Source organism: Lysobacter soyae, from assembly GCF_019551435.1.
Lineage (GTDB): Bacteria > Pseudomonadota > Gammaproteobacteria > Xanthomonadales > Xanthomonadaceae > Solilutibacter > Solilutibacter soyae.
This window is the reverse complement of sequence record NZ_CP080544.1, coordinates 459661-478846: the sequence shown is the minus strand read 5'-3', so window position 1 is coordinate 478846 and position 19186 is coordinate 459661. Positions and strand designations below refer to the sequence as shown.

Annotated in this window: 18 protein-coding genes and 1 pseudogene; 4 read left to right on the top strand and 15 right to left on the bottom strand. The window is 58.7% G+C overall.

What is annotated here, in order from left to right:
* Positions 1-4: 4 nt before the first annotated feature.
* The 5 genes and pseudogenes from rodA to H8L67_RS02190 all read right to left on the bottom strand — a co-directional run bounded on the left by rodA (position 5) and on the right by H8L67_RS02190 (position 5561).
* On the bottom strand, positions 5-1117 hold the full coding sequence (gene rodA / locus H8L67_RS02210) for a rod shape-determining protein RodA (RefSeq protein WP_220380164.1): 1113 nt from the start codon (positions 1115-1117) through the stop codon (positions 5-7).
* Between the two features lie 92 nt (positions 1118-1209).
* A pseudogene (gene mrdA, locus H8L67_RS02205) lies at positions 1210-3066 on the bottom strand (penicillin-binding protein 2); the annotation flags it as partial.
* Complete coding sequence (gene mreD / locus H8L67_RS02200) at positions 3067-3519, bottom strand: rod shape-determining protein MreD (protein ID WP_220380697.1); 453 nt, start codon at positions 3517-3519, stop codon at positions 3067-3069.
* Between the two features lie 20 nt (positions 3520-3539).
* Positions 3540-4508, bottom strand: coding sequence for a rod shape-determining protein MreC (mreC, locus tag H8L67_RS02195; protein ID WP_220380162.1), 969 nt, complete (start codon positions 4506-4508; stop codon positions 3540-3542).
* A 6-nt stretch (positions 4509-4514) separates the two neighbouring features.
* Positions 4515-5561 carry a rod shape-determining protein gene (locus tag H8L67_RS02190; RefSeq protein ID WP_220380161.1) on the bottom strand — a complete coding sequence of 349 codons (1047 nt, stop codon included), beginning with the start codon at positions 5559-5561 and terminating at the stop codon, positions 4515-4517.
* A 163-nt stretch (positions 5562-5724) separates the two neighbouring features.
* Here H8L67_RS02190 and H8L67_RS02185 point away from each other — a divergent pair, with 163 nt between their 5' ends.
* Complete coding sequence (locus H8L67_RS02185; RefSeq protein ID WP_220380160.1) at positions 5725-6657, top strand: carbohydrate kinase family protein; 933 nt, start codon at positions 5725-5727, stop codon at positions 6655-6657.
* Between the two features lie 147 nt (positions 6658-6804).
* On the opposite strand, the gene H8L67_RS02180 is transcribed toward H8L67_RS02185, so the two are convergent.
* The 3 genes from H8L67_RS02180 to H8L67_RS02170 all read right to left on the bottom strand — a co-directional run bounded on the left by H8L67_RS02180 (position 6805) and on the right by H8L67_RS02170 (position 10031).
* The gene (locus H8L67_RS02180) at positions 6805-7158 is read right to left on the bottom strand and encodes a hypothetical protein (RefSeq protein ID WP_220380159.1); all 354 of its coding nucleotides are present in this window, start codon (positions 7156-7158) and stop codon (positions 6805-6807) included.
* A gap of 219 nt (positions 7159-7377) precedes the next feature.
* Positions 7378-8064 (bottom strand): hypothetical protein, encoded by a 687-nt coding sequence (locus H8L67_RS02175; RefSeq protein WP_220380158.1) that lies wholly within the window; start codon positions 8062-8064, stop codon positions 7378-7380.
* Positions 8065-8075: 11 nt separating this feature from the next.
* Positions 8076-10031, bottom strand: coding sequence for a M1 family metallopeptidase (locus H8L67_RS02170; protein WP_220380157.1), 1956 nt, complete (start codon positions 10029-10031; stop codon positions 8076-8078).
* Positions 10032-10172: 141 nt separating this feature from the next.
* On the opposite strand from H8L67_RS02170, the gene H8L67_RS02165 reads away from it, so the two are divergent.
* The 3 genes from H8L67_RS02165 to H8L67_RS02155 are packed head-to-tail and all read left to right on the top strand — an operon-like array spanning position 10173 to position 13366.
* Positions 10173-12374, top strand: coding sequence for a DUF5916 domain-containing protein (locus tag H8L67_RS02165; RefSeq protein WP_220380156.1), 2202 nt, complete (start codon positions 10173-10175; stop codon positions 12372-12374).
* A 30-nt stretch (positions 12375-12404) separates the two neighbouring features.
* Positions 12405-13163 carry a bifunctional demethylmenaquinone methyltransferase/2-methoxy-6-polyprenyl-1,4-benzoquinol methylase UbiE gene (ubiE, locus tag H8L67_RS02160; protein ID WP_220380155.1) on the top strand — a complete coding sequence of 253 codons (759 nt, stop codon included), beginning with the start codon at positions 12405-12407 and terminating at the stop codon, positions 13161-13163.
* 2 nt (positions 13164-13165) lie between these two features.
* A complete protein-coding gene (locus tag H8L67_RS02155) occupies positions 13166-13366 on the top strand; it encodes a hypothetical protein (protein WP_220380154.1) in 201 nt (66 codons plus the stop codon).
* Between the two features lie 85 nt (positions 13367-13451).
* Here H8L67_RS02155 and hslU read toward each other — a convergent pair whose 3' ends face one another.
* From hslU to lptM, 7 genes are read right to left on the bottom strand one after another with little or no spacing between them, the layout of a single operon-like run.
* On the bottom strand, positions 13452-14825 hold the full coding sequence (hslU, locus tag H8L67_RS02150; RefSeq protein ID WP_305068564.1) for an ATP-dependent protease ATPase subunit HslU: 1374 nt from the start codon (positions 14823-14825) through the stop codon (positions 13452-13454).
* Between the two features lie 33 nt (positions 14826-14858).
* On the bottom strand, positions 14859-15851 hold the full coding sequence (locus H8L67_RS02145) for an LLM class flavin-dependent oxidoreductase (RefSeq protein WP_220380696.1): 993 nt from the start codon (positions 15849-15851) through the stop codon (positions 14859-14861).
* A gap of 11 nt (positions 15852-15862) precedes the next feature.
* Entirely contained in the window at positions 15863-16444 is a 582-nt protein-coding gene (gene hslV / locus H8L67_RS02140) for an ATP-dependent protease subunit HslV (protein WP_220380153.1), read from the bottom strand.
* Positions 16445-16500: 56 nt separating this feature from the next.
* On the bottom strand, positions 16501-17409 hold the full coding sequence (gene xerC, locus H8L67_RS02135; RefSeq protein ID WP_220380152.1) for a tyrosine recombinase XerC: 909 nt from the start codon (positions 17407-17409) through the stop codon (positions 16501-16503).
* A gap of 10 nt (positions 17410-17419) precedes the next feature.
* Positions 17420-18091 (bottom strand): DUF484 family protein, encoded by a 672-nt coding sequence (locus H8L67_RS02130; protein ID WP_220380151.1) that lies wholly within the window; start codon positions 18089-18091, stop codon positions 17420-17422.
* Positions 18088-18945, bottom strand: coding sequence for a diaminopimelate epimerase (gene dapF, locus H8L67_RS02125; protein WP_220380150.1), 858 nt, complete (start codon positions 18943-18945; stop codon positions 18088-18090). The genes H8L67_RS02130 and dapF overlap by 4 nt, the downstream gene beginning before the upstream one ends.
* Before the next feature lie 3 nt (positions 18946-18948).
* Positions 18949-19182 carry an LPS translocon maturation chaperone LptM gene (gene lptM, locus H8L67_RS02120; RefSeq protein ID WP_220380149.1) on the bottom strand — a complete coding sequence of 78 codons (234 nt, stop codon included), beginning with the start codon at positions 19180-19182 and terminating at the stop codon, positions 18949-18951.
* Between the last annotated feature and the right edge of the window lie 4 nt (positions 19183-19186).

Sequence of the window (19186 nt, the reverse complement as noted above, 5' to 3'; positions counted from 1 at the left end):
TCATTTAACGGATGCGTGTTTGTGAATGGGCGCGGACCGACATCACCATGCCCATGCCGGTCAACAAGACCACGGCAGAGGTACCGCCGTAGGACAACAACGGCATCGGAACACCCACCACCGGCAGCATGCCGGCGATCATGCCGCCGTTCACCATCACATAGACGAACATCGACAAGCCGAAGGTGCCTGCAAGCAAGCGCGAAAAGGTGTCACGCGCCTCCACCGCAATCCACAAACAACGTGCGATCACTAACAAATAGAGTGTAAACGCGAGCGCCACACCAAACCAACCGAACTCTTCGCTCAATACCGAAAAGAGGAAATCCGTGGTGTGCTCAGGCAAGTAATCCAAATGGGATTGCGAGCCTTGGCCCCAGCCTTTGCCAGTCCAACCGCCAGAACCAATTGCAATTTTCGATTGTGTGATGTTCCAACCCGAACCGAGTTTGTCCATTTCCGGATGCAGGAAATTCAAAATGCGGTCTTTCTGATACGGGCGCAGAAAAAACATCCAAGCCACGGGCGCGGCAACCGCAACGCCGCCTGCCGCCGCACCGAACCACCACCACGACAACCCGGCAAGGAACAGGGTGAACACCGCACTGGCGGTAATCAACATCGCCGTGCCGAAATCCGGCTGCAGCAGAATCAAACCGACGGGCACGCCGACGAGAACGCCGGCCATCAACACGGTGCGAAAACGCGGCGGTAAAACCGCGTCATGCAAAAACCAAGCCAACATCAGCGGCAAACTCAGCTTGATGAGCTCGGACGGTTGGAAATAAAAGATGCCGAGATTGATCCACAAATTGCCGTGCCGTCCCTGACCGATCAGCAACACCGCAATCAACGGAATCAGCGTGATCACGAACAAGTAAGGCGCGATTGATCGCAGGAACGGTGGTGGCGTCCTGGAAAAAATCCACATCAGTGCCAGCCCGATCACGAATCGCGAGCCTTGCGAGAACACCATGCGGGTACTGCCATCGCCGGCGCTGTAAAGCGTCACCAAGCCGAAAATCATGAGGCCGAGCAAAGGCGCCATCAACGGCAAGTCGATCGTACGCAAGAAGCGCTGTACGTGTTTCGCCACCAACAACAGCAACGGATTCATGGTGCGCCTCCATTGACCGAGGCTTGGACATCCGAAAAGCGCGGATCCGTCGAGGCGGTGATTGTCGCGCCGGCGGCGCTGCCGATGCGTGATCCATCCGGCATCACGCCATTGATCCACGCATCCATCACCTTGCGAACAATCGGCGCAGCTGTGTCGGCACCATAACCACCGCCTTCCACCGCGACGACCACCGCGATGGTCGGATCATTGGCTGGCGCATAGGCTTCAAACAGCGCGCGATGGCGCAAATGCATCGGCAATGCGCGCGGATTCAGCGCGGCGTGTCCGCGACGGCTGACGACTTGTGCAGTACCGGTCTTACTCGCGATCAGATACGTCAGGCCACTGCGAATATTGGTAGCGGTGCCGTGGCCATGCACTGTACCGATCATGCCTTCGCGCACGACTTGCAGATTCGCCGCATTGGTACTAATGCGCGTCGGTGTCGGCTGCGGCATTTCGACCCAGTTCGCCGTCGGGCCGTTGCGGGTTTCTTTGACCAAGTGCGGCCGACGCAAATAACCGCCGTTTGCGAGACCGCCCAACGCCTGCGCCAATTGCAAGGGCGTCACTTTCCAAAGGCCCTGTCCGATGCTGGCATTGACGGTCTCGAAGGGATACCAGCGACGATCGCCTTTCGCGTGCTTTTGCTTCCATGCCGGAGACGGCAGGATGCCGGCCACCTCACCTGACAAATCCACGCCGGTGGGTTTGCCGAAACCGTAGCGATCAAGGTAGTCGACCATGAGGTCGATGCCCATATCGAGCGAAAGCTTGTAGTAATAGGTGTTGACGGACTCGTAGATGGACTTGCGCAGGTCGGTCAGACCATGTCCGCCACGGTGCGAATCGCCGAAGCCACGGCGGCTTCCCGGCAGATAGAACATGCCGGTGGACATGACGGTATCGCCGGGTTTCCGCACACCGCTATCGAGGCCCGCCAAGGCCAGAAAAGGCTTGATGGTCGAGCCCGGTGCGACGCCACCCAACACCGCGCGATTGAATTGCGGTCGCGAAGGATTGTCTTGCAGTGCCTTGAAGTCGGCGTGCGAAATGCCGTTGACGAAGAGATTTTCGTCAAATGAGGGCAGGCTCACCATCGCAAGAATTTCACCGGTGCGCGGATCAATCGCGATGCCGGTGCCTTCGTACGGACCGAAGGCCTGGACCATGGCGCGCTGCAAATCCAGATCGATCGACAATTTGAGATCTTGGCCCGCACTGGCGGGCTCGGTGCCCAACGAGCGAAGCGGCCGTCCGTCGGCGTTGGTTTCTATGCGCTCGTAACCTACTTTGCCGCGCAATTGGTCTTCGTAATAACGCTCAAGTCCGGATTTGCCGACGTGACTGATGGCGCCTTCCAAATTACCCAAGCGTTCCTTGTCCTTGGCATCCACACGTCCGACGTAGCCGATCACGTGGGTGAACAAATCACCGTACGGATACACGCGACCGAAATACGGCACGACATCCACGCCCGGGAATTGCCAACGATTCACTTCGAAGACGGAGATATCCGCTTCGGTCAATTTCAATTTGAGGGGCACCGGACGGTGTGACCGTCCCCCTTCCCGCGCTTTCTTGAAAGCGGCGATTTCATCGTCAGTCAGCGGCACGACCTTCGAGAGCTTTGTCAAAAGGACATCAATGTCACCGGCTTCCTCCGGCATGACGTCCAATCGAAACTCGGGCACGTTGTCGGCGAGTACGCGACCCTTGCGGTCCAAAATCAAACCCCTGCCGGGCACGATGGGTCTTGGTTTGATCCGGTTGGCCTCGGAATCAGCGGCGTATTTTTGGTGATCTACCACTTGCAGCTTGAAATACCAGCCGCCCAATGCGATCAAACACAATCCGACAACGGCAAAACCCAAGAACGCGCGGCGTCGAAACTGCTCGACTTCCAACGAGGCGTTCTTGACCGGTCGTCGACGTTCGCGAAACACTCAGCGCTTCCTGAGTCGGATGGCATCCAACAGCGCGAACACCGGCACCCACAGAATCGCTGTGATCACGACAGTGCCCCAATAGCGCCATGGCGCAGCAGCACCATGCGTGGCGAAATGTACCGCCGCCGCGACAATGCGGTCATTGACCAACAAAGCGGCCAGCACCAAGGTTTGTTGCCACCCCGGATAAAAGTTGAAGCGCGCGCGGAAGCGACCGAGCAGGAAGGTAAACACCACCAAACGCAGCGAATGCTCGCCGAGCACGCTGCCCACCACCAAGTCCATCAGTACGCCGAACACAAAAGCGACACCGAGACCCACGTGCTCAGGCGCTTCGAGCGTCCAAAATGCGATCACCAAAAACAGCCACAGAGGACGGAATGCCAACAACACCTCGGGCATCGGCAAAATCGCCAATACCAAGGCAATCGACAAGGTCAGGAAAATCATCAGGCCCTGGTTGCCCCGGATCACGGCGTCGCCTCCGGCTTGGCCGCTTCCGCCGCAGGCGACTGGGGCGACACGGGGGTGTTGCGCGGCAGCATGGCATCCACCGGGATCGGTGCCGCCACCGTGGTCACATTGGCAGGCGTGCTGCGTACGGGCACGAGAACGGTATTGAGCAACAGCACATCGCGGCCGCGATCCATCAGGGCCGCCGGTTTCAGATCGCCTTCGACAAAGGCGCGCGACACATCCGGATGCAACTTGGTGATTGTGCCAACCGGAAAGCCCGGCGGGAAACGCCCGCCGATGCCCGAGGTTTGCACCACGTCACCGAGCTTGATATCCGCCGAACGCGGAATGTTGGCCAACGTCAGATGGTCGCCACGCCCGTAAACAATCAAGCGCATGCCGGTACGCACCACTTGGACCGGCACCGCATGATCAGGATCGGTCAACAACAACACCGACGACGTGGACGGGTTCACTTCAGTGACCTGCCCCAACAGTCCACCGGCATCGATCACCGGCTGGCCGACGCGAACGCCTTGGTTGGCGCCGATGTCGAGCATCAAGCGCTGCCGGGTCGGATCCAAGTCAATATCAAGGATCGGCGCCAGCTGCACGCTGAACTTTTCTTCTTGCGCCACGCCCAATAAAGCGCGCAACCGTGTGTTTTCCGCTTCGGCCGAGGCCAAACGCGCCACGCGTGCGCTGCTGATCAGCAAGGCGTTGCGCAGACCGGCATTGTCTTTCACCAGTTGCTCGCGTGAGACCGCATTCTCGCGCGCCGCCTTGCCCAAGCGCGCAGGTGTACCCGCAATCTTCCACAACGGCTGGATCAAGAGTTCGGCTTGTGAACGGACAATGCGCAACCAACCGCCCTGATGGTCGGCTGCGATCAGGGCGATGCACACCGCGAACCACGCCAACAGGCGCAGGGTTTCCGCAATGTTTTCAGTATCGTTGGAGTCCGGGCCGGCGTACGAAGACACGCCGCATCAATAGCTGGAGAAGAACTCATTGCCGTGCATGTCGAGCAACTCGAGTGCCCGGCCACCACCGCGCGCCACACAGGTGAGCGGATCATCCGCAACCTGCACATGCAGACCGGTCTCCTCGCTCAACAAACGATCCAAGTCGCGCAGCAAGGCACCACCACCGGTCAGCACGATGCCGCGTTCGGCGACGTCGGCACAGAGTTCCGGCGGCGTCTGTTCCAAGGCTTGCTTGACGCCTGCAACGATTTGCGAGAGCGGTTCGCGTAATGCATCGAGCACTTCCACGGAGTTGATCGTGATCACCTTCGGCACACCTTCGGACAAATTACGTCCGGAGATTTCCATGGTGCGGGTTTCTTCTTGCGGATAGGCGCAACCGATTTCGATCTTGATGCGCTCGGCCGTGGCCTCACCGATCAGCATGCCGTGATGGCGGCGCACATACGCGATGATGGCGTCATCGAAACGGTCGCCACCGACGCGCACCGATTGCGCATAGACGATGCCGTTCAAGGCAATCACGGCGACTTCCGTCGTGCCGCCACCGATATCAATCACCATCGAACCGCGCGCTTCAGTGACCGGCATGCCGGCACCGATGGCAGCGGCCATGGGCTCTTCGATCAGGGAGACATCGCGGGCGCCGGCTTCGAGCGCCGACTCTTTGATGGCGCGTTGTTCCACTTGGGTGGAACCGCTGGGTACGCAAATCAGGACGCGCGGGCTCGGGCGCAGGAAACGGCTCTTATGCACTTTGCGGATGAAGTGCTTGAGCATTTCTTCGGTATAGGTGAAATCGGCGATGACGCCGTCTTTCATCGGACGGATGGTGGAAAGGTTGCCCGGGGTACGACCCAGCATCTGCTTGGCGTCCGACCCCACGGCCGCCACCGAGCGGGCGCTGCCTTGACCACGGTCTTGGCGCACTGCCACGACCGAAGGTTCATTCAACACGATGCCCTGGCCGCGCACGTAGATCAGGGTGTTGGCCGTGCCCAGATCGATGGACAGGTCATTGGAAAACATACCGCGCAGCTTTTTGAACATCGTTGGGGGACTCTGGAAACAGGACGGGAAACCAAGCGATAAATGCTAGCAAAAAAGCAGCCGTCGCATGTTGGAAATTCGTTGCCAATTCGCGCTTCATTGGCGGGAAACCGTGCATTTGGTTACGCTATGCACGTTTGCCCAGACTCTTCGATCGGACACGATGTCTACACTCATTTGCGGCTCGCTTGCTTACGACACCATCATGGTGTTCCCGGACCAGTTCAAGAACCACATCCTCCCGGACAAGGTTCATATCCTGAATGTGTCGTTTTTGGTGCCCCGGATGCGTCGTGAATTCGGCGGCTGCGCGGGCAATATCGCCTACAACTTGAAGCTTTTGGGCGGAAAACCGGTGCCGATGGCCACCGTGGGTGAAGACTTCGGGCCCTACCGTGCCTATTTCCAGGCGCTGGACATCCCTATGCAGTGCGTGCGTGAGATGCAGGGTACGTTTACGCCGCAGGCCTTCATCACCACCGACCACGACAACAACCAGATCACCGCATTCCACCCGGGCGCGATGATGTTCAGCCACGAAAACCACGTCAAAGATGTGCCGGGAATCACACTGGGCATCGTGGCACCGGATGGCCGTGACGGCATGTTGCAGAACGCACGCGAGTTCAAGGCAGCCGGTATTCCGTTCATTTTCGACCCGGGCCAGGCCATGCCGCTGTTCAATGGCGAGGAATTCCGCGAGTTCATCGAGTTGGCTGACTACGTGATCACCAATGACTACGAGTCGAACCTGCTGCAGGACCGTACCGGGTGGGACGAAGCGACCATCTCCTCGAAGGTCAAGGCCTACATCACCACGCGCGGTCCGAAGGGTGTCGACATCCACGTGGGCGGTGAAACCATCCATGCCCCGCCGGCCAAGGAAAAGGCGGTGGTTGATCCGACCGGCTGCGGCGACGCCTTCCGCGCGGGTCTGATTTTCGGTCTGGAAAAGGGCTACGACTGGCCGACCATCGGCCGCATCGGCAATCTCATGGGTGCGCTGAAGGTGAGTCATCACGGCACGCAGAATCAGCGTTTTACTTATGCTGAATTTGCTGCGGAGTTTGAGCGGCAGTATGGGTACGCGTTGTAAGGTAAGAGCGCCTTAAGAGCGCCTCACCCGGCGCTGCGCGCCACCCTCTCCACTTTGTGGAGAGGGGCAATGCCGCCCTTCTCCACAAAGTGGAGAAGGTGCCCCGAAGGGGCGGATGAGGCGCTTTTCAACAAATGGATTGCTTGATCAAGTGCGGCCATAGCGGTAGCCGCGGCGTTGGCAGTCGAACTTGCCGTATTTCACCAAGCATTGCGCTGCGGTCATACGGCGTTCGTGTGAGCGGCGCACGGCCGTGCGGTGTCGTTGGTGGTCACCGCGAATCACGCGCTTGTGACGTTCGTGGGCGGATTTCAAGTTACCGCTCTTCAAATCGCGCCAGTCCTGCTTGATGTTTTGCGTGACGCTGCGGGCATCCTGCTTGATGTTTTCCTTGATGCTGCGAACCTGGCCGGCCGGCGTACTCTGCGCCATCACCGGTGTCGCGACCAATGCCATCGCCAGCGCGGCAGTACTCAAAAGGGTGGATGCAAACTTCTTCATGGCAACCTCGCGGTTTTCTTTGTATGCCCCAAGGCTAAGCACGCGGGTCTGAATGGGCGCGGTATTCCAGTGCGCGTATCCATGGAAGATTCAGACAAGCAAAAAAGGGGGTCAGAGTGACTTTTTAGAAAAAGTCACTCTGACCCCCTTTCGAAGAGCGCCTCACCCGGCGCTGCGCGCCACCCTCTCTACTGTGTGGAGAGGGAGAGGACCGCACGGCTAATTCCAGTTGGGCATGCGCGCGGGATCGAGACCTGCGGATTCGAAGGTAGCGGTGTGCATGCCGGAACCTTTGATCGGCAGATCGATCTTGACGAGACGTGCGTCCTTGAATAGCTTCCAAAGTTTCGGCTGATCGTTGATGAACATCGAGATCGCTTCTTTTGTGTCTGGTCGTTGGCCCGGAATCGTGAATTCCTTTTCGTCCGCGGTGACCTTCAACTTGCAACCTTTCCAACAATCAAAATCGGCACGGTCAAGGACAACATAGGCGCTGTTGCCCCACTCCGGATGGTCACGGAAAATCAGCAGTACGGATGAACGTCCATCCGGTGTGTCGACTTTCTCCTTGGCGTAGATCGCCGCCGTGATTTGCTCACCTTTCTTTTCCGGATTGCGCTGGTAATCCCAGAGCGCTTCCATGCGCCGGTCTTCGCGCTTCTTATCCGACTTATCTTTCAGATCGTCGTAGTCGGCCAGCACGGCGGCTTCCGCGCGGGTGCCGGCATAGTCGAAACGGAGCGTATCCGCTTGGACCCGCGCAGTTTCCCAATCCTGACCGGCCATGGCCGCTTTATAACGTTCAAGCACCGGCGCAGCCGCTGCCTCGCGCTGTTGCGCGAGGGCGGCGGCATCGGCTTTTTCATCCTTGCAGCCAACCAAGGCCGCAAGGAGCGCAACTGCCATCAACGCCTGCTTCATTGCTTGGTAGCGCCCTTCTCGGCTTCAGCAATGACGGCGTCCACGCTACCGGTGGTGATCGGGTGGTAGCTCGGCTTCGCTTTGGCAAACACTTCTTTGGCGAAGGCCAAGCCGTCCGGGGTTTTCACCAATGCGTTGTAAGTCGGCATGATCAACTTGCGACGCCCCACGCGTTCGAGGAACTTCGCGATCTCAGGACGTGCCGCCAGATAGTTGTTTTGAACCGTCAACGGATACCAGCGCATGGCGATTTCACCGTTCGGTGTCCCGGTGAACTTGTACGCCGCATCCAAGGCTTTCAGTTGTTCTTCGCTCAGTGTGTCGGGCAAGCCTTCCACGAAGTGCACCCATTCTTGCGTGCTCCACTTCGCGGTCTCGGTTTTTGCCGGGAGTTTCTTCGTATCCACCCAAGCCGTGCGCACCTTGTCGACGGCGTCGAATTTCGCCGACGTCGTTTTCGGTGCATCCGCAGGAATACCCGGTTCAAACAACCACTGATCGACCTGCGCCATGGTCACTTTGCCCGGATACTTGTCGATCAGGTTTTCTTGCAGGTAAGCGCGGAATTTCGCCGTCGGAATGCTTTGGAAAGCGAAATGATCGAAGTAACCGCGCAGGAACGGATCGAACACCTCACGCCCGTAGGCGTTTTCCAGATACTGCATGAACCAGGCGCCCTTGGTGTACACGGTGGCACTGGAGGAACCATCGGGATCCGCCAGCGTGCCCGGCTTCAGCGACAGGCGTTGAAGCGCCGGATCGAGCGTTTTGTATTCCTTTTCCAGCTCGTCGCGATCGATCTTGTTTTCCATGTCCTTCGCGTCGATGCCGTACAAATCTTCGGTGATGCGGCTTTGCACGTAGGTGGTCAGGCCTTCGTTCAACCATGCATCCTTGTCGGTCGCGAAGGTCACTAGATTGCCCGACCAGCTGTGCGCAAGCTCATGCGCAATCAGGGAGACCAACGATTTGTCGCCGACGATGACCGTCGGAGTCGCGAACGTCAGGCGCGGATTTTCCATACCGCCATAGGGGAAGGACGGCGGCAACACCAACATGTCGTAGCGATCCCAACGGTATTTGCCGTACAACTTCTCGGCCGTTGCGATCATCTTTTCGGTATCGGCGAATTCGGCCGTGGCCTTGTCGATCATGGCCGGCTCTGCCCAGACGCCGCTGCGTTCGCTGATCGGCTTGAACACCAAATCACCCGCGGCGATGGCCATCAGGTAGGACGGGATTTTCTGCGGCATCTTGAAGCTGTAGTCGCCATCACGTGCGGCCTTCGGATCGTTGTCGGCGCTCATCAGCACCATCGTGTCTTTCGGACTGGTGATGTGCGCCGTATAGGTAAAGCGGATCATCGGCGTGTCTTGCAAGGGCACCCAGGAACGCGCGTGGATTTGCTGGGACTGGCTGAACATGAAAGGCGTCTTCTTGCCTTCGGTCATCGACGGTTCGAGCCACTGCAGACCGGAAGCATTCGGCGAAGTCGCGTAGGTGATCCGCACTTTTGCCGGGCGGTTCGGCGTTTCGATGGTCAGCTTGCTGCCAAGAATCTTGTCGGCGGCGTCAAGTTTGAACTTCAGCGGCTCCCAAGCCCCATTGGCACCTTCGGCTTCGACTTTCTGGATGTCGAGGTCGCGGGTATCGAGGGTGAGCTCGGTGGCCGACTTGTCAAGCCATTGCAGGCCGAGCGTCGCCGTGCCGGTCAAGATTTTTTTGTCGAAGTTGACAGCCAGATCCAGCGCCACGTCCTGAGTTTGCACCTTCTCGGGTTGCGCATAGGAATGTTCGTCCACGACTTTCTCCGCAGTGGCCGCGTCGGGTTTCACTGCTGCCGAATCGGCCGGCGTCGCCGGCGCGGTGCCGGCATCGGTCGTGGTTTTGTCATTCGGACAACCCGCCAGCAACACGCTGGCGACGGACAGGGCAATCAGACTCGAACGCATCAGGATCCACCTAGAAAATGGGAAACCCCGAGTGTAACCCCGTGCCGGTCGACACCCCTGACATTGGTCACATCACCTTTGGCACATTCATTCAAAAAACGTTATCGGCAAGCTATGTCGACGTTAATCAAAGACCGCACCATGAAGCTCCCCAGACGCCACCTGCTCTGCCTTTCTCTCGCACTTGCAGCAGCGCCCGCCTGGGCGCAGCAAGTGGCTGGCACGACGATTCCTGTCATCGTCAACGAGCCGACCATCGACGGCGTGGTCAACGAAGAAGAGTGGAAGGACGCATTGCCGGTGTCCTTGGATTATGAAATCTCACCCGGCGACAACAACAAGCCGGCGACGGCTACCCATGTGCGCGTGGCACATACGCACGATGCATTTCTTGTGTCTTTCATTGCCGAAGATCCGGACCCGAAGCAGATCCGCGCGCATTTGCGTGACCGCGACCAACCGTATCGCGACGATTTCGTCGGCATGATGATGGACACGTTCAACGACCAACGCCGTGGCTACGAATTCTTCGTCAATCCGCTCGGCGTACAAATGGATTTGATCAAGGAAGAAGTCACCGGCAACGAAGACGACAGCTGGGACGGCTTGTGGACCAGTGCCGGCCGGATCACCGAGCGCGGTTACGAAGTGGAAATCCGGATTCCGTTTTCAACCTTGCGGTTCAAGAATACCGACGACATCCGCACTTGGGGCATCAGCTTTTTCCGCGCACGGCCGCGCGACAAGCGCTACCAACTCGCGAACCAAAAAGTGAGCCGCGACGCCAATTGTTTCCTTTGCACTTTTGAGAAATACCAAGGCTTCCAAGGCATCAAGCCCGGTCGCAACTTGCTGGTTGTGCCGTCGGTCACCACCACCAATGTCCAAACGCGCAGTCCCGCCGATCGCAAATGGACCGGCGAGGGCTTTGACATCTCGCCGGGCTTGGACGTCGCTTGGGCGCCGACCACCAACCTGACGCTGAATTTGACCGTGAATCCGGATTTTTCACAGGTCGAATCGGACTCCTCACAAATCGATCTGAGCAGCAATTTCGCGTTGTATCAGCAGGAAAAGCGTCCGTTCTTCCTGGAAGGCGCCGATTACTTCAACTTCCCCTTCCAAGTGCTGTACACGCGTCAAATCGCCAATCCGGACGCCGGTGTTCGTGCAACGGGTCGCTCGGGTGCCGGCACATTTGCGGCGTTGCTGGCACGTGACGCCACCACGCAATTGTTGCTGCCCGGCCCCTTGGGCTCGAACTTCACCGTGCTCGATCAAAAGTCGAACGTCTTTGCCGGACGCTACCGCTACGATTTCAGCAAGGAATTGAGCGTCGGTTTGATCAGCACCTATCGGAGCGGCACCGATTACAGCAATGCCGTGGTGGGTTCTGATTTCAATTACCAAAAGGGCAGCCACACTTTCAGTGGCGAAGTCATGCGCAGCACCTCGACCTACCCGGTCGCGTTGGGTCTGCAAGACGAGAGCCCGTCAGGCAACGTGTATTCGCTCGGCTACAGCTTCAGTAACCGCAAGTACGGTTTCAACACGTACTACACGAACATCGATCCCGGCTTCCGCGCCGACCTCGGCTTCATCGGCCAAGTGGGGTATGAAAAAGGCTTGGTGGGCGGGCGTCGTTCCTGGTTCCGCGACGGCAAGAAGATCCACAAGATCAATTTGTCGGGCGACTACGACGTGACCTATCGTTACGACGGCCAGTTGCTGGAAAGCGAATGGGAAGCCAACCTGAGCTTCAGTGGTCCGATGCAGAGCAATCTTCAAATCGTCCCGCTGGTGCGCAAGCGCTACTGGAACGGCCAGATGTTCAACGAGAATTATTTCCGCCTGCTTGCCAGTTTCATCCCGGGCCCTTGGCTCGAGTTGGGTGGCAACATCTCCAGCGGACGATCCATTGATTTGGCAGCAACGCGTATCGGCCGGGCAACGGTTTCGGAGATTTGGGGCACCGCGTCCATCGGCCAAGGCTGGATGTTCACCTTCGACGCGTTCAATCAGACCATGCGCCGCGACGGTGGTAAGGCTTTCTCGGCCAGTTCGTACGACGGCACATTGAGTTGGCAGATGGATCCGAAGCAACGCCTGCGTCTTTCCGTGCAAGGCAATCAGATCGATCGCAATCCCGACCTCTATGCGATGCCGATGCAACGGCATTCGCGCAATCTCGCCGCGCAGTTGATTTACTCCTACCGGGTCAATCCGCGCACCGCCCTGTATATTGGCGGCGCCACCGGCGGCTATGTCAGCGATCGTGAGAACAGCTTGTTCCAAGACTCACGCGGTGTGTTCATGAAGTTCAGCTACGCCTGGGCACCGTAGTTTTGATGTCCGGGGTGCCATAATGCGCCCATGAACGACAACCACAGCAACGACACCACCCACTTCGGTTTCCGCGACGTTCCCAAGGAAGAAAAGCAAAAGTTGGTCGGCCGGGTATTTTCCTCGGTCGCCGACAGCTATGACCTGATGAACGATCTGATGTCCTTGGGCATCCATCGTGTTTGGAAACGTTACTTCGTGGCGACATCCTCCGTCTCCAAAGGTGACCGCGTGTTGGATTTGGCCGGCGGCACCGGTGACATCGCCGCACTGCTGAAAGATCGCGTGGGCGCTGACGGTGAAATCGTGTTGGGCGACATCAACGGCGCGATGCTGCGCGTGGGTCGCGACCGCATGACCAATCGCGGCAATGTGCGCGGTTTCGACTACGTGCAAATGAATGCCGAAAAGCTGCCGTTTCCGGACAACAGCTTTGATCTGGTCACGATTGCCTTCGGCCTGCGCAATGTGACTGAGAAAGACGCCGCGCTGCGCGAGATGCATCGTGTACTGAAAATCGGCGGACAAGCCCGTGTGCTCGAATTTTCCGAAGTGACGGCGGATTGGTTCAAACCGATTTACGACTTCCACTCGTTCAAGGTTTTGCCGCGCCTCGGCAAGTTGTTTGCCAATGATGCGGACAGCTACCAATACCTCGCCGAGTCGATCCGCAAGCATCCGCCGCAGAAGGAACTCGAAGGCATGATGGCCGACGCGGGCTTTGCGCGCTGTGACTACCGCAATTTGTCCGGCGGGATTGTGGCCATTCACACCGGCTACAAAGTCTGAACATGAACACGCCCAAAGACACCCAACCTCTGACGACTTTCCGCGACAGCAAATGGCGCTACTCGCAATTCGTGGTTCTCGGACTGTTGGTGACCCTGCTGGTGAAGTGGCTTTCCAGCTTGAGCTGGCTGCCATCGCTCGTCATCGGCGGCGTGATTGGCCTCGCCTATTTCCTGTTGGAAAAAAAGCGCGGCGTCATCTAACACCCTCCCCTCCCACCTCCCTTCTCCACTTTGTGGAGAAGGTGGCGCGCAGCGCCGGATGAGGCGCTCTTAAGCGCTTAATCCCTTACAAAATATACCGGCTCAAATCCGGATCCTGCACCAACTCACCCAAGTGCGCATCCACGTAGGCGCGATCGATCACCAGTTCGCCACCTTTGTCCGGCGCGTCGAAGCTAAGGGTTTCCAACAGGCGCTCGAGCACGGTATGCAGTCGGCGCGCACCGATGTTTTCTTGGCGCGCGTTGACCGTAGCGGCGATTTCGGCAATCCGATCCACTGCGTCATCGCTGAAAGACAGACCCAAATCTTCGGTGCGCATCAGCTCGACATACTGTTTGGTGAGTGCCGCCTTGGGTTCGGTCAGGATGCGGACAAAATCGCCTTTTTCCAGCGGCTGCAATTCGACGCGGATCGGGAACCGGCCCTGCATTTCCGGAATCAGATCACTCGGCTTGGCCAAGTGGAAGGCACCCGATGCGATAAACAAAATGTGATCGGTCTTCACCGGACCGTACTTGGTGCTGACGGTGGAGCCTTCAACCAAGGGCAATAGATCTCGCTGCACGCCTTCCCTACTCACATCCGCGCCCTGCCCTTCACTGCGCTTGGCGACTTTGTCGATTTCGTCAATAAAGACGATGCCATTTTGCTCACAGGACTCTATCGCGGCTTCGCGCACTTCATCTTCGTTGACCAAGGCCGCGGCTTCTTCGTCTTGTAGAACGACGCGTGCCGCTTTCACGCTGAGCTTGCGCTTTTGGGTTTTGCCGCCCGATATTTGCGAGAACATGGAGCGAAGTTGCTGCCCCATTTCCTCCATGCCCGGCGGCGCCATGATGTCGACACCGACATTCACCGCCGTTTCGATTTCAATCTCACGATCATCCAACTCGCCTGCGCGCAATTGCTGACGAAGTTTACGGCGGGTGTCGTTATCGATCGCGGAAGGCTCATTGGATGCGTCGGCCGATTGGAAACCGAAACCTGAAGGCGCGGCGCGCTTCGGCAACAAGGCATCCAGCACGCGGTCTTCTGCCCGCTCTTCGGCTTGGGTACGGACACGCTGCTTCGCTTGCTCGCGATACAACTTCACCGCGGTGTCAGCCAAATCACGAATGATCTGCTCGACATCTTTGCCGACGTAACCGACTTCGGTGAATCGCGTGGCTTCGACCTTCACGAACGGCGCATTGGCCAGGGTCGCCAAGCGACGCGCGATCTCGGTCTTGCCGACGCCGGTGGGTCCGATCATGAGAATGTTTTTCGGCATCACTTCATGGCGGAGTGCATCACTGAGTTGCATCCGCCGCCAGCGGTTGCGCAAGGCGATGGCGACCGCACGCTTGGCGGATTGCTGACCGATGATGTGGCGGTCGAGTTCCTGCACGATCTCGCGCGGGGTCATCGAAACGGTGTCTATGTCGAATGGCTTTTTCATATGGCTCGAGAGATGTTTAGTGAAAATGCGCGGTCAGTCAGACAGCGCTTGCATGGCAAGTTCAAAAGAGCGCACCCGGGCCGCGGGGTCGTAAATGTTGGCGGTGAGAATCAGCTCGTCGGGCTGGTACTTCGCAATCAAAGCTTCCACGCCGTCGCGCACCTGTGGTGCAGTGCCCAACACCGACATCGACAGCGCCTGCTCGACGCCGGCGCGTTCCATCGGCGATGCGAAATCCTTGAAGGCTTCGGCAGATGCCAACGGCGGGGGTAACTTGCCAGGTTCGCCGCGGCGAAGTCGCGTAAACGACTGCTGCACGCTGGTGAAGAGACGGCGCGCTTCGGCTTCCGTGTCAGCAACGATGACATTGGCGGCAAGCATGACTTGCGGCTTTTGCAACCGTGCGGAAGGTTTGAAATGGCGGTGATAGAGCGAGAGCGCTTGGTCCAACATCGCCGGCGCGAAATGCGACGCAAACGCGTACGGCAAGCCTAAGGCTGCGGCGAGCTGCGCACCGAACGTGCTGGAGCCCAGAATCCAAGGTTGCACGTCGGCGCCCGCGCCGGGTACGGCTTGAACAGCTTGGCCTGGATGCGCCGGCTCCAATAGGGCCAACAGCTCTTGAACATCCTGCGGGAATTCGTCGGCCGACGCGTAGTAACGACGCAGCGCTTTGGCGGCCGCGCTGTCGGAGCCGGGTGCGCGCCCCAGTCCCAAATCAATGCGTCCCGGGAAAAGCGCATCCAACGTACCGAACTGCTCGGCAACTTGCAGGGGCGCATGATTCGGCAACATCACGCCACCGGCACCGACACGAATGTGTTGCGTTTGCGAAGCGACGTGACCGATCAGGACCGAGGTAGCGGCACTGGCGATTCCCGGCATGTTGTGATGTTCGGCCAACCAAAAGCGTTTGTAGCCGGCACGCTCGGCAGCCTGCGCCAAAGCAACGGTATTTCGAAAGCTATCGGTGGCGGTGGCCCCTTCGGCAATCGGCGCCAAGTCCAAGACCGACAGCGGAATCAGCGGCTGGCCCATCAGCCGTTCACCGTGGCCGGCGTCGTCGATTCCAGCTCTTCAAACACGATGTTGTCGTTTGTGTAGATGCAGACCGAACCGGCAATATGCAGCGCTTCGGTGGCAATCGCGCGCGCGTCGAGGTCGGTGTGTTTCATCAGTGCGCGGGCGGCCGAGAGTGCGTACATGCCGCCCGAACCGATCGCGATGATGCCGTCTTCGGGCTCGATCACATCGCCGGTACCGCTGATGACCAGCGATGTTTCCTTATCGGAGACTGCCAACAGCGCCTCGAGCTTTCCGAGGCGGCGTTCGGTGCGCCAGTCTTTCGCCATCTCGACTGCGGCGCGGGTCAATTGCCCGTGTTTCTGCAACTTGGCTTCAAACAATTCGAACAACGTGAACGCATCGGCCGCCGCACCGGCGAAACCCGCCAGAACCTGACCTTGCTCGCCCAAGCGACGCACTTTGCGTGCGTTGGATTTCATCACGGTATGGCCGAGCGTCACTTGCCCGTCGCCGGCAATCACGACGCGATTGCCACGACGCACCGAGCAGATGGTGGTGGCGTGAAAGACATTCGGGTTTTGGCTCGGATCCATGGTTGCTCCTTGTTGAATTCCAAACATGGGGCTGCAAGATCGGAGACTCAAGGCTTTCAGTCGTCGGTTTCGCCCGGCTTTTCCGTCGTCGCTTTGCGCTTGGCGCGCGGATGCGCCTGGTCATACACCTTGGCCAGATGCTGGAAATCCAGATGGGTATAAATCTGCGTGGTACTGATGTCGGCATGGCCTAACAGTTCCTGAACCGCGCGCAAATCGCCCGAGGATTCGAGCACGTGGCTGGCGAAGCTGTGGCGCAGCAAATGCGGATGCACGCGCTTGAAAATACCTTGTCGCAATGACAGTTCGCGCACGCGTTTTTGCACCGCGCGCGTGCTCAATGCCGCGCCGTTGCGACCGTTGAAAATGAAGGCATCATTGTGCGCCGGGGCTGAGTCGTTGCGCCACGCTTCCAATGCAGCCAAGGCGTGGGAACCTACGGGTACCACGCGTTCCTTGCTGCCCTTGCCGAGCACCTTGATCAGTCCGGTGTCCGCATCCAAGGCGTTCCAACGCAGGCCGCAGAGCTCTGACACGCGCAGGCCTGACGAATAAAACAACTCCATCATCGCGCGATCCCGGACACCCAAGGGCGCCGCCGTATCGATGCTCACCAGTTGTACGGCTTCATCCACATCCAACACTTGTGGCAACTTGCGTGCCGCTTTGGGGCCACGAATTCCCGCCGCCGGATTGGCCGCGATCACCGCGTTCTTGAGCAACCATTGGTAGTAACTACGCCAGGCCGATAAATTGCGCTGTACCGTTTTCGCCGATAGTCCGCGACGATTGGCGTCTGCGACGCAGGCACGGATGTCTTCTGCGCCGAACGTTGTCACATCTCTCGCAATCGCTTCCGCATACGCGTCCAAGCGCGCCAGGTCTCGCGAATAGGCATCGACGGTATGCGACGACATGCCGCGCGCATCGCGCAAATGCCGGATGAAATCGCCGGTGCCGTGCACCGTCAGACGCTCAGTCGAAGCGCGCGAGCGCCGTGCCCAAGGCCTCGCCCATCATGCGCACGAACAGCGTGCCCATTCCCGGATAGAACCGGTTCGGATCTTTGCTGCCGACGGCGACCAACGCCCGCCCGTGCACCGGAATCAATACGCTGGATTCGACTTCATCAGCGTGCGAGCCATACAGCGCGACGTGCTTGTCTGCATTGAGTCGACCGGACAGCGGTTCGCCATCTCGCATACAATCCTTGAACGGCCCCTGCTCCAGACTATCCGGCGGCAGCAAGCCATACCAATCGACATGGCCGACGCCCTCGATCGGCGCCAGCGACAGAATCCGCACTCGCTCGCCTTGGAAATCCTCTTCCAAAATCGCCGCCATGACTTTCATGGTGTCGGCCGCAGTCGACTGCTTCATCAGGGCCAAGGTCAACTGATGCACACGCACGGCAAGACGCTCGTTTTCCTGCGCATTGACCGCAAGCTCATGCAAGCGACGGTTCAACTCGCGATTCTTATCCCGCAAAACTTCCAGTTGATAGCTTGCCAATGAAGCCGTCGGGCCCTCATCGCGCGGGACGACCAGCGTCAATGCCAGATCCGGAAACTGTTGGAGAAACGTGGGATGCCTGCGCAACCACACCGCAACTTCATGCGCACCCAAACGTTCTTCGTTATCGCTCACAGTCCTTGTCCTTCAAAATCGAATTCGCCTTCAAATACGAAGGCCGTGGGGCCGGTCATCAAAACCGATTGCCCGTGCTGCGGCCACTCGATTTGCAGATCACCGCCCGGCAATCGAACCGTCACCGACCGCGCGACACGTCCGTGTTCCATCAACACTACCGCGGCGGCACAGGCACCACTGCCACAGGCCAGTGTCTCTCCCGCGCCGCGCTCGTAGACGCGAAGTTGAACTTCGTCGCGAGAAATGACTTGCGCAAAACCGACATTGACCGAATCCGGGAAATGAATGTCGGTTTGTACTGCGCGTGCCAGAGGCTCGATCTGCATACCTGCAACATCGTCCACTTCAACGACGGCGTGCGGATTACCCATCGACACCGCGCCGAAGTGTATTTCGGGAAATCCGGGCAAAGCCAACGCGTAGCTGTCTTGCATATCGGCGAAGCCGACCATGGGGATGTTGCGCGGCGTAAACTCCGGCACGCCCATCGAGATTTGCACTTGACCATCCGCCATGCACTGCGCACGATGCACGCCCTTCGGACTTTCCAAATGCATCACTTGTCCAACCTTGCCGGGTGCTTCCCGCTGGACCCAAGCGGCAACGCAGCGCGCGCCGTTGCCGCACTGCCCGGCTTGGGAACCGTCGGCATTCCAGATCCGGTAAGCCACGACGGCATTGCTGTGTTTGGCCGCATAGATGCCAATGATTTGGTCACAACCCACACCCAACCTGCGGTCCGCCAACAGTCGGCAGCGTTCCGGCGTCAAATCTGTCGGGTTTGTGCGTTGATCAATCATCACGAAATCGTTGCCGATCCCGTGCATCTTGCTGAAGCGAAGTCGAGCCATCGGTTATTTCGTGGGCGGCGGCGACGTGGCGTCGGTCGGCGCGTCACTGCCTTCCTGCGGCACCGCGACGGCGTCCGCTTCAGGCGTCGTGACTTCTGACGCTTCGCCTTGCGGTTTCGCCGCAGGCTCTGCGACGTCGACCGGTACCGGTTTCTGCGGCATGACCAATGGACCCTTGTTGCCACAGGCGGACAAGAGCAAGGCGGAAGCCAACATCAGGGGGATTGTGTATTTCATCTTG